We start from the raw sequence: 11,477 nt of genomic DNA on the forward strand, positions 1-11,477 counted from the left end.
CCGATGTATCGCTCCAAATTAAGAAGCCCGAACAGAAATGTTCGGGCTTTTTGGTTTCTGACGTTTAGCTTTTACGTTTAAGAACTCTTCTTGTTCGAATCCGCACTCAACATTCATTTCTATCTCTGTTTCAAATTTTGCAATCAAGTTAGTTTTTAAAAGCGAGATTCCCTATGAACTCGTTCCTCGTGCTAGGGAATGACGGAAAGACGGTATGACCTCAAAGTCTCTCTAGTAACGTTTATAAATCCACGTCGTCATCCTCGGGCGTGAGGAACGAGCGAACCGGGGAGCTCTTGCCGTTTGCTGATTAACTTCAGTTTAATCTATTGCATCAGATAGTTTCTGAATAAAACAATACATCGACATGTTGTAAGGGACTCCCAATGAACTCATTCTTCAGGCTAAGGAATGACGGAAAGGCGCCACAGCCTCAAAGCCATCACTAACACCGCCTGTACACCCACGTCGTCATCCTCGGGTGTGAGGAACGAATGAACCGGGGATCTCTTTCCCAAACGATAGTGTGACGATATTTACAGCAATTACTTAGCCACCGCTGCTATTTATCAAGCTATTACTAAAAACTATTGATCGTTCATTTCACTTTATGTTACTTTCCCGCGCAATCTCGGAATGAAAATGTTCAAGAAGAGCAACGATTGCTTCTGGGGGATACGCGTAGTGACCATTCTTGCTGATTGGGACATTACGTAGGGTAGGTATTGGCTAGTCCTTTAGCTGATAGACGGGATACTTATGGCGCAGTTCGTCATGTTAATGGGAAACCCAACATTGAACACACTAATTACAACATTGCTAATCAGCTCTGCATTTCCAAAGGGACCAGCTCCTCATAGCTGCCCGATCCTGCAAAAATGTCCAATTCTTCAAAACAGTAGCATTACTGAACCTTGAGCTCACGCTAACAATTTATCGCTGTCTTAAGACGGCTTAATTTCGTATTCGTCATTTGACTTATGCGAGCGTACAGCTATATCTCATTTCTAGACAATACGTGTACTTCACTATGAACTCTCTCCAAATTTAACGAGAGTTGGTGGGTAATTGCGTCTGATGGAGGTGAGTATGAACACATTCAAGGGGACTTTTATGACTACCGCCTTTGAAGTCGATATCAATACTATCGCAAATTCATTTTCAACTATGGTTCCTATCTTAGAGGGAACGTACGACCTAACACCTGACGCTATTTTGCTAGAGCAAGAACAGCATGAGTCGGATGTTCGCTCTTACCCAAGACGCCTGCCTATTGCTATTAAACGAGCATGTGGCGCTTTAGTTGAAGATACTCGTGGCCAACTCTTTCTCGATTGCTTAGCCGGTGCAGGTACACTTTCTCTGGGTTACAACCACCCTGAGATTAACCAAGCACTTAAAGACCAACTCGATTCTGGTTTGCCATACCAAACACTTGATATCACGACTCAAGCAAAAGAGACGTTTATCAAGCGAGTTAAAGCTTTTCTTCCTCAAGACTTTTCAAATAACTCGGTTCTTCAATTCTGTGGCCCATCTGGCGCTGACGCTGTGGAAGCGGCGATCAAGCTCGCCAAGCAAACCACAGGTCGCAACACCATGTTTGCTTTCCGTGGTGCTTACCATGGTATGACGAACGGCACCATGGGTATGATGGGTAACCTCGGCACTAAAGAGCGTCGTAGCGGCTTGATGTCTGATGTGCACTTCATGCCTTTCCCATACAACCTACGCTGCCCGTTTGGTATTGGTGGTGAAGCGGGTGCTAACGCGAGCATTCGTTACATCGAACGTATGTTGAATGATGACGAGTCTGGCATCATGAAACCGGCGGCGATGATCGTTGAGCCTGTGCAAGGTGAGGGCGGTGTGATTCCTGCTCCAGCATCTTGGTTACAAGGCCTACGTCGCATCTGTGATGAGCACGGCATCCTACTGATTTTTGATGAGATTCAGTGTGGTGTGGGCAAAACTGGCCATCGATTTGCGTTTGAAGAGTCTGGTGTTAATCCAGATATCTTATGTTTATCTAAAGCGATTGGTGGCGGACTGCCTATGTCGCTGCTTGTGTTCGATAAGAGCATTGATACATGGAAAGCGGGTGAGCACACCGGTACATTCCGTGGTAACCAATTAGCAATGGTCTCTGGCGCTAAGGCGTTGGAGATCATCGAACGAGATGGCTTAGTTGAGCACGCGAACATCGCAGGCCAATATTTACGTCACGGGCTTGAGAAGATTCAATCACGCGTTAGCTGTATTGCTGAAGTTCGTGGTAAAGGCCTGATGCTCGGTGCTGAGATCAAACAACCAAATGGTGAGCTTAACAAGTTTGGCGAACCACAATCAGACGGCGAACTAACCCTAGCGATTCAACGAGCAGCGTTAGAGCGTGGCTTGATGGTTGAAAAGGGTGGTCGTGATGGCTCGGTAATTCGTTTCCTTCCGCCAATGATTATCTCTTTTGAGCAGATTGACTTTGCACTCCGCGTAATGGAAGAAGCGATCATCGCAGCTGGTGGTGGCTTACAACAAGACCCAGCTTCAAGCGAACAAGCAAACCAAGAATGGAACAAGCATTTCATCCATACAGGTTTAGGCGGTAGCGACGAATTTGCTAACGTGATGAACCAAACCACTCAAGCGATGAAAGCGGTTTTTGAACAGGTTGAAACCCCTTATTCGGGTTTAGATCCAAAAGTGCTAGAAGCAGCTATCAATGCTGTCGACCTTGATAACAATCAACACGCTTTGGTTGATGTTGTAGATAGTACTGCAGACCTTGTCGCTGCAAACTCCATCTTCGTGCAACACCCAGATTGCATTGCACACCTTCACACTCCTCCTCTTATGGCTTCGGTAGCAGCGGAATCGATTATCGCGGCGTTGAATCAATCAATGGATTCATGGGACCAAGCATCGGCTGCGACTTATGTTGAGCAGCGCGTTGTGGATTGGATGTGTGACAAATACCAACTTGGCGCACAAGCTGACGGTGTTTTCACTAGCGGAGGCACGCAAAGTAACCTAATGGGTTTATTGCTTGCGAGAGACTGGGTTGCGGATAAGCACAATGGTCATTCTATCCAAAAGCTTGGCTTACCAGAATACGCGAGCAAACTGCGTATCTTATGTTCAAAGAAATCTCACTTCACGGTTCAAAAGTCAGCCTCTCTACTAGGGCTAGGCGAAGCGGCAGTGTGCTGTGTTGATACCAATGCAAACGGCACTATCAAGCCTGATTTGTTAGATGCAGAAGTGAAAGCGCTTAAAGCACAAGGGTTGATTCCTTTTGCTGTTGTCGGTACGGCGGGTACAACCGATCACGGTGCTATCGACGACCTTGATGCGATTGCAGACCTCGCAAGCCAACAAGGCCTTTGGTTCCATGTCGACAGTGCTTACGGTGGCGCGCTTATCTTGAGTAGCCACAAGGCTCGCTTACAAGGCATCGAAAAAGCGGACTCTGTGAGTGTCGATTTCCACAAATTGTTCTATCAAACAATCAGCTGCGGCGCGGTATTGTTGAAAGACAAAGCGAACTTTAAGTACCTTCTACATCACGCAGATTACCTAAACCGCGAACACGATGAACTGCCAAATCTAGTCGATAAGTCTATTGCGACCACCAAGCGTTTCGATGCATTGAAAGTCTTCATGACGATGCAAAGCGTTGGACCAAAGCAGTTGGGTGATATGTACGACCATCTTCTTGAGCAAACGCTAGAAGTGGCAGACCTGATTCAAAACCAAGCTGACTTAGAGCTACTCGCAGAGCCGTCACTATCAACAGTGCTGTTCCGATCTAAGCCGTCAGCAAACGGCGAGCTAGATTTAGACAAATTGAATCAAACGCTAAGACTGGAAGCGCTGACTCGTGGTGTTGCAGTACTCGGTGAAACGGTCGTGGATGGTAAGAGTGCGCTTAAATTCACTATCTTGAATCCGTGCCTAAAGACATCAGATTTCAAATCTCTAATTAACAAAATTCAAACTCTAGCCACTGAGCTAGCAGAACAACAAGGGTAATTAATACTATGGCTATTCTACAAATTGGTGCAGGCGGCGTTGGTTGGGTTGTTGCACACAAAGCAGCACAAAATAACGAAGTACTGGGTGATATCACAATCGCTTCTCGCACAATCGCGAAGTGTGAAAAAATCATCGAATCTATCAAGGGCAAAAACAACCTTAAAGATTCAACTAAGAAACTAGAAGCACGTTCAGTAGACGCTGATGATGTTGATGCGCTTGTTGCTTTGATTAAAGAAGTTCAGCCGGATCTAGTGATCAACGCTGGTCCTCCTTGGGTAAACATGGCAATCATGGAAGCATGTTACCAATCTAAAGTTTCTTATTTAGATACATCGGTAGCGGTTGACCTATGTTCTGAAGGCCAACAAGTACCACAAGCTTACGATTGGCAGTGGGGCTACCGTGAGAAGTTCGCTGAAGCAGGCATCACAGGTATTCTTGGTGCTGGTTTCGATCCAGGTGTGGTATCAATCTTTGCTGCATACGCGGTTAAGCACTTGTTCGATGAGATTGACTCAATTGATGTAATGGATGTGAATGCTGGTGACCACGGCAAGAAGTTTGCGACAAACTTTGACCCAGAAACCAACATGCTTGAGATCCAAGGCGATTCTTTCTACTGGGAAAATGAAGAGTGGAAACAAGTACCTTGTCACTCTCGTATGCTTGAGTTTGAATTCCCGAACTGTGGTTCTCACAAAGTTTACTCAATGGCGCACGATGAAGTTCGTTCAATGAAAGAGTTCATCCCAGCTAAGCGTATCGAATTTTGGATGGGCTTTGGTGATGCATACTTGAACTACTTCAACTGCATGCGTGATATCGGTCTTCTTAGCCCAGATCCGCTAACACTGCACGATGGTACTGTGGTTCAGCCTCTGCATGTTCTTAAAGCACTACTACCGGATCCAACATCTTTAGCTCCGGGTTACACTGGTTTAACGTGTATCGGTACTTGGGTTCAAGGTAAGAAAGATGGTAAAGAGCGTAGCGTATTCATCTACAATAACGCAGACCACGAAGTGGCTTACGAAGACGTAGAGCACCAAGCGATCTCTTACACAACTGGTGTTCCAGCGATTACCGCTGCACTTCAGTTCTTCCGTGGCGAATGGGCTGATAAAGGCGTGTTCAACATGGAACAGCTAAATCCAGATCCGTTCCTAGCAACTATGCCGGAAATTGGTCTAGATTGGCATGTTCAAGAGCTTGAAGCAGGCCAAGGTCTTCCAGTGATTCATGAGCTGAAAAAATAAGAACTGATTTCTTGTTTTGATTGCTAATTAAAGGGGACATGGATTGTTCCCTTTTCGATGATGATAGCCTTGAAGCTTTGGTATCATTTATTTTGATTTTGTAACTCACTGCGCTCGGACAGGACAAAATCAAAATAAATCACACCAAAATTGTTAATTTACCTTTCCATCTATAGATGCTGCTTGAGTGTTTACAAAAATGACGTTTAAGAAAGAAGAACTAAAAACCCCATATTTCATGATCAACGAAGACAAGTTGATTGCGAACTTAGAAAAAGCCAAGCAACTGAAAGAGATTTCAGGTGTGAAATTGGTACTTGCGCTTAAGTGCTTCTCGACTTGGGGCGTGTTTGACATCATCAAACCGTACCTAGACGGTACTACTAGTTCTGGCCCTTATGAAGTGAAATTAGGTCACGAAACTTTTGGCGGTGAAACTCATGCTTACAGTGTGGGCTACAGTGAAGATGACGTGAGAGAGGTTGCTGACATCTGCGACAAGATGATCTTCAACTCTCAAAGCCAACTTGCTGCTTACCGTCATATTGTTGAAGGTAAAGCTTCACTGGGTTTACGTTTAAATCCGGGCGTGAGCTACGCAGGGCAAGACTTGGCGAATCCAGCACGTCAATTCTCGCGTTTGGGCGTGCAAGCTGACCACATCAAACCAGAAATTTTCGATGAGATTAATGGTGTGATGTTCCACATGAACTGTGAGAACAAAGACGTCGATGCGTTTATCGGCCTGCTTGATTCAATCTCAGAACAGTTTGGTGAGCACTTAGATAAGTTGGACTGGGTGAGCATGGGCGGAGGTGTGTTCTTCACATGGCCTGGCTATGACATCGAAAAACTCGGTCTTGCGCTGAAAGCCTTCTCTGAAAAGCACGGTGTGCAGATGTATCTTGAGCCGGGTGAAGCGATCATCACTAAAACAACCGACCTAGTTGTGACAGTGGTCGATATTGTTGAGAACGTGAAGAAAACAGCGATTGTGGATTCAGCGACTGAGGCGCACCGCCTTGACACGCTTATCTACAATGAGCCCGCATCAGTATTGGAAGCATCAGAAACAGGCAGCCATGACTACGTGATTGGTTCGTGTTCATGTCTTGCGGGCGATCAGTTCTGCGAAGCGAGCTTTGATGAGCCACTTAAGATTGGTCAAAAGCTGCATCTGTTAGACAGCGCGGGTTACACAATGGTGAAATTGAACTGGTTCAATGGCCTTAAAATGCCTTCAATCTACTGTGAACGTAGCAGTGGTGAAGTTCAAAAGCTAAATGAATTCGGCTATGAAGACTTCAAACGCTCATTATCACAATGGTCAGTTAAGTAACTGAATCACAAGTTCAGAGCAATACAAAGAGCAGCTAATGAGCTGCTCTTTTTTGTTCTTTAATTTTGTTTATTTAGCTTTCAATCATCACACGAGTATCTTCACTGAGCGTTTCGAGTTCATTAACTACGTCGTCGATCTGTACTTCGATTGGCAGCTTAACGGCGATTTTTGATGTGAATAGACTTGAGCTAACACCGCCGCCACCAGCGATAAAGACGCGGTGACAATCCATATCGAGAATACTGATTCCTTGTCTATCCAATACATGAGTCACTTCGTTGACGATACCTGCTCGGTCGTTAGAGTCGAGTCTCAAGTGATGGACCGTGTCTTGAACATTGTGTGTATGATCGGAATCGACAAACTGCACGATGAGATCTGGATTGGCGCTGAACGCTTCTTTTACAATCGATTCGTTGATGGCTGGAAGTTGAACCTTTAGTACGCCTGCGACTTGGTCTTCAATAAAGTTCACTTTACTGATGAGCCATTTGCCGTCGTTTTCGTGAGTAACCGCAGCAAGCTGTTTGATTGTTGCTGGTGATGCTTTTCCGATAAAGTTTACGATAAATGTACTGTTCATATCAGCCCCCAAGGTTTCAATTATTCTTTGCTAATTAAATGTTTGATATCATGCGATAAAGTTCTTTAATTTCAGTGTAGAAGGTTACATCGAACAATGTTTGACCTAGGTCAATTTTTGAAACTAAGCTTCGATGCAAAAAAAGAGAATGAAGAGTAGGGCACAAAAAAAGCGGCTAGAGAGCCGCTTTTTAGAAGAGTTGTCACTGTGATTGATGATTCAGCAACTTATATTCAATAACTTATATTGAGTAGTACTAGAGACGAATTAGAACGTTACTTTGAAGTTCATACCAACAAACTGAGAGTCGTATGGTGCGCCAGCATCGTAAGCAAAACGTGCAGCGTCTTGGTTATCCCACCAAGGGTTAGTATTCAGGTTAACTTCTGCATCACCGCCCCATGCGTCACTTACCCAGTAGTGAATGTGTCCAACAGGGTTAAGGAAGAATAGCGACACATCACCCATGGTTTGAGAGCCCATCACTTCGCCACCTGAAGCAATGATATCCTGCTCTGCTTCTAGCATCATTTCACCGACAACCGCACCGAAGAAAGGTGTGATGAAGAGATCTTGCCATGAAGGTACTTCTGCAAACGCTTCTACGCCGTATTCCCAGAAGAACGTCGACATAGTCCAAGAGTATAAGAATGACTCAAACTCGTCGTAACCTGCGTGTCGAGCTGCGGTGTAGTAAACACCACCGAAATATGGGTGCATTACGTAGTTTAGGAAGTGTTCGTCACGGTCCCATGTTGGACCAGCAGAAACGTTATCTTTCCACTTTTTACCTAATGAGCTGATATCACGTTGGTCATCATCCCACTTAGTAATACTTTCAGGGAGCAGAGTCATTAGACCCACTGTCGCGACACTCAAGCCAAGAATGGTGTAGGTTTGACCCATTAGGTAATCCCAATCTTTCTCCTGACTCACCAACATGTGTTTTGGTTGTTGGATTGAGAAGTCGTACTCATCACTCGATTCGCTCAGTGCGTAATTGGTACTAGGCTTGTAGGTGTACAAGTTGTCATTAAAACAGTAATCTTGAGCACATTCATCCGAGTAAGAAAGGTTGATTGGCTGGTCGAAGTCGTATTGGCTTGCAACCGAGTTAACTGACATTAGCATTGAAAATGCGGCAGTAACCTTTGCTAGTAACGGTGATTTGGACACAAGGGTCTCCATGAGAAAGTTTGGAATTGATCAGGGTCACAATTATCTATTAAATGCCTGATTTAGGGAACTAATAATTTATAGCTTTTCCTAAGAAAACCTTAGGTTTAACATTATTAATATTAGTGAAAAGGCGAATTGCTCCAAATTCAACCATAGACCAGTTTGTAAATAATGCAGTGTCTTTTTATGACAACAAGGGATAGAAATATGACGAAAATCGCAATGTTAAGCACAGGTGAAGAAGTTCTTCATGGAGACATTGTAGATACAAACGCAGCTTGGATGTCTGCTGAGTTTTATCAGCATGGTTTTGCGCTTGCTAAGCGCTCAACTGTGGGTGATCAAATGAATGCTCTTGTTGAAGAACTGCTGATGCTGAGCTTTAACTATGATGTGGTTATCGTTAATGGTGGTTTAGGCCCGACAACCGATGATATGAGTGCTGCCGCCGCTGCAGCTGCTTCCGAGCAGAAACTCGTCATGTTCCCTGAATGGCTTGCTCGTATGGAAGAGATGTTCTCTGGACGTGGCATGCCAATGCCAGACAGCAACCTTAAACAAGCTTTGTTACCTGCGAGTTCAGAGATTGTCGATAACCCTGTAGGGACGGCTTGTGGCTTCAAACTGAAAATTAACGATGCGACTTTCTATTTCACGCCGGGTGTACCAAGTGAATTCAAGCGCATGGTGACGTTTGAGATTCTTCCTGACTTGTCGTGTACCAACCCTCAAGTGGTTGCCTCTGAATGCAGTCGACTGTTTACGTTTGGTTTGTCTGAGTCCGGTATCTCTGATGTTTTGGATCAACTAAAGCTGCCAGAAGGTTATGAACTTGGTTATCGCTCTTATCTGCCGTTCATTGAGGTCAAACTGTTTGGTCCTAAGGCAGACTTAGAAACTCGCGTTAAGCTTCTGCAGATGGTTTACAAGCTGCTAGAGAGTAATGTCGTTAGTGTTGATGAGCCGATGATTGACCATATTGGACACATCATGGCGGAAAAAAAGAAGACGTTATCTGTGTCTGAAGTGTCGACCAAAGGTTCACTGTCAGCGTGGCTGCAATTGAATGAGCAGATAGAAGATTGCTTCGGACACTCATGGGTGATGGCTGAGTCAAAAGAGAGCGAACTTGAAAAGAGCGATCCATTAGCCGCGACCTTTGCGCTGGCTGGAGCAACAAGAGATAAGTGCGGAACTGAATTGGCTTTGGTGACTGGTAAGCTGGAAGGCAACACATTCAGCGTTGCATTGTCGACTGAAGCAGGCGAGTGGGGGCAGGTACTTGAGTTTTATCGTCAGTACTCGCGTGAAGACCAACGCAACGTGATTAAGACCGTTGCCGCCGATATGCTGAGAAGGCATTTAGATAACAAACCGATGTTTGGTACTTATTCTTCGGTTAAGCGATTAAAAGACATGTTTATTCCAGCGGCTATCATTAAGTAGCTATGTAAGCTAACTCGCTAAGTCTGTATTAAAAACGCTAGAAAAAACGAAATAAAAAGGCCCAACATCTAAATAGGTGTTGGGCCTTTTGTTTATCTAGCCTTCTAGATAACCAAACAAGCAGCGATGTTTACACGCAACTCATGTCTGTAAGAACTCGATTACAAACCGCTTGTCATATGTAGGCTGTAGAACAAACCACGGCCGATTAACTCTGAAGCCAAGAACAATACTAGTGCTAAGCCAAGGTTAACTGGGTTCACTTTTGCTTTGTTCAGCATAGGTAGAATCCAAATCAACAAGCTTGCCATTAGCAGTGCCACTTGAAGAATCACATAGCTACCTAAACCATCGACTAACTCAGACGCTTTTGCCGCTGAAGTTTGGATGTCTCCGATTAGGTTCAGTTTTCCTACTGTCACAAGCAAGCTGATAGCAACAGCGATAACAGCCAACATGGTGATGTTACGGTCAACCGTAAAGCGGCTGTCGTTTGCGAATACAATCACGAACTGAGATAACAGCAAGCCACCCACAACCATCGTCATGATGAAGCTCAGTGGTGTGTAGATGTTGTCCCACGTCGGTACTGTGTTGATCATGTATACGTTGATCATCGCGTACATGAAGATAACACCCAGTACCATCGCGCCAACCATCAGTGCTTTCTGGATAGCAACGCCACCTTTCTTGACTACCGACAGTAACCATTGCAGGCCACCGACAGCGAAGAATGCCGCACCGAAGAACACTTCGTTAGACAACCAAGCCGAACCTAGCTGATTAAAAGCGTTAAACGCGCGCAGTGGAGAGCCAAGGTGCGTTGTCGAGAACATGAAGCCAAGACCCATCAGTACCCATAGGATAAACATTGGAACCTTGTAGCTGTTCAGCTTCTCTTCGTCATGACCAAGTACCAGTGCACGTGCGCCAATCAGTAAGTAACCACCAACCGCAGTTTGCGCCAGCACCGTAAAGAAGATTAAAGACCACTCATGAAAAATCATCTTACACCTCCTTCGGGTTTGCTAGGTGACCGCTGGTATCGCCAGTCGGCTTCGCGTTTTTGTTCAGCTTAATCACGATGTTTGGTAGCGTTTCTGTTGAAGATGGCAGTGGAGCCACATCCGCACCAGAGCCGTACTTCTCACGAAGTGTATTGATTTCACCAAACTCCAATGCACGAAGTGGGCAAGACTCAACACAGATAGGCTGTTTGCCTTCAGAAACACGTTGGTAACAACCATCGCATTTCGTCATATGACCTTTCTTAGCATTGTATTGTGGTGCGCCGTAAGGACACGCATTGCTACAGTGCTGACAACCAATACATACGCTCTCATCAACCACAACCAAACCGTCTTCATCACGTTTGTGCATTGCGCCCGAAGGACACACTTTCACACACGCTGGGTTAGTACAGTGGTTACAAGCGATAGATAGGTAGTAAGAAAAGACATCTTTCTGAACCCAGGTATCACCATCTTGAGTGAAGCCACCACCGGCATATTCGTATACGCGACGGTAGTTCGTTTTGATGTCTAGATCGTTATAATCTTTACAAGCAAGCTGACAGGTTTTACAACCCGTGCATTTACTTGAATCAATGTAAAAGCCGTATTGTTTCATTCCAACC

General features: G+C 45.0%; 8 protein-coding genes. 4 read left to right on the plus strand and 4 right to left on the minus strand.

The window, feature by feature from the left end; all coding sequences use genetic code 11:
• Positions 1-1,089 precede the first annotated feature (1,089 nt).
• The 3 genes from AB4486_RS03265 to nspC all read left to right on the plus strand — a co-directional run bounded on the left by AB4486_RS03265 (position 1,090) and on the right by nspC (position 6,630).
• A complete protein-coding gene (locus tag AB4486_RS03265; protein ID WP_170791836.1) occupies positions 1,090-4,029 on the plus strand; it encodes a pyridoxal phosphate-dependent class III aminotransferase in 2,940 nt (979 codons plus the stop codon).
• A gap of 8 nt (positions 4,030-4,037) precedes the next feature.
• The gene (locus tag AB4486_RS03270; RefSeq protein WP_017061002.1) at positions 4,038-5,291 is read left to right on the plus strand and encodes a carboxynorspermidine synthase; all 1,254 of its coding nucleotides are present in this window, start codon (positions 4,038-4,040) and stop codon (positions 5,289-5,291) included.
• A 199-nt stretch (positions 5,292-5,490) separates the two neighbouring features.
• Complete coding sequence (gene nspC / locus AB4486_RS03275) at positions 5,491-6,630, plus strand: carboxynorspermidine decarboxylase (protein WP_017063550.1); 1,140 nt, start codon at positions 5,491-5,493, stop codon at positions 6,628-6,630.
• Positions 6,631-6,703: 73 nt separating this feature from the next.
• On the opposite strand, the gene AB4486_RS03280 is transcribed toward nspC, so the two are convergent.
• Both AB4486_RS03280 and AB4486_RS03285 read right to left on the minus strand, forming a co-directional pair.
• Positions 6,704-7,216 carry a glycine cleavage system protein R gene (locus AB4486_RS03280; RefSeq protein ID WP_017061000.1) on the minus strand — a complete coding sequence of 171 codons (513 nt, stop codon included), beginning with the start codon at positions 7,214-7,216 and terminating at the stop codon, positions 6,704-6,706.
• Between the two features lie 267 nt (positions 7,217-7,483).
• Positions 7,484-8,392 carry a DUF3943 domain-containing protein gene (locus tag AB4486_RS03285; protein WP_017065591.1) on the minus strand — a complete coding sequence of 303 codons (909 nt, stop codon included), beginning with the start codon at positions 8,390-8,392 and terminating at the stop codon, positions 7,484-7,486.
• Between the two features lie 210 nt (positions 8,393-8,602).
• On the opposite strand from AB4486_RS03285, the gene AB4486_RS03290 reads away from it, so the two are divergent.
• Complete coding sequence (locus tag AB4486_RS03290) at positions 8,603-9,841, plus strand: CinA family nicotinamide mononucleotide deamidase-related protein (protein WP_372116470.1); 1,239 nt, start codon at positions 8,603-8,605, stop codon at positions 9,839-9,841.
• A 161-nt stretch (positions 9,842-10,002) separates the two neighbouring features.
• Here AB4486_RS03290 and AB4486_RS03295 read toward each other — a convergent pair whose 3' ends face one another.
• Both AB4486_RS03295 and AB4486_RS03300 read right to left on the minus strand, forming a co-directional pair.
• The gene (locus AB4486_RS03295; RefSeq protein ID WP_017060997.1) at positions 10,003-10,848 is read right to left on the minus strand and encodes a DmsC/YnfH family molybdoenzyme membrane anchor subunit; all 846 of its coding nucleotides are present in this window, start codon (positions 10,846-10,848) and stop codon (positions 10,003-10,005) included.
• A gap of 1 nt (position 10,849) precedes the next feature.
• Positions 10,850-11,470, minus strand: coding sequence for a DMSO/selenate family reductase complex B subunit (locus AB4486_RS03300; RefSeq protein WP_004733360.1), 621 nt, complete (start codon positions 11,468-11,470; stop codon positions 10,850-10,852).
• Positions 11,471-11,477 lie beyond the last annotated feature (7 nt).

The sequence above is a fragment of the Vibrio sp. 10N.222.55.C6 genome (assembly GCF_041473395.1).
GTDB lineage: Bacteria > Pseudomonadota > Gammaproteobacteria > Enterobacterales > Vibrionaceae > Vibrio > Vibrio crassostreae_C.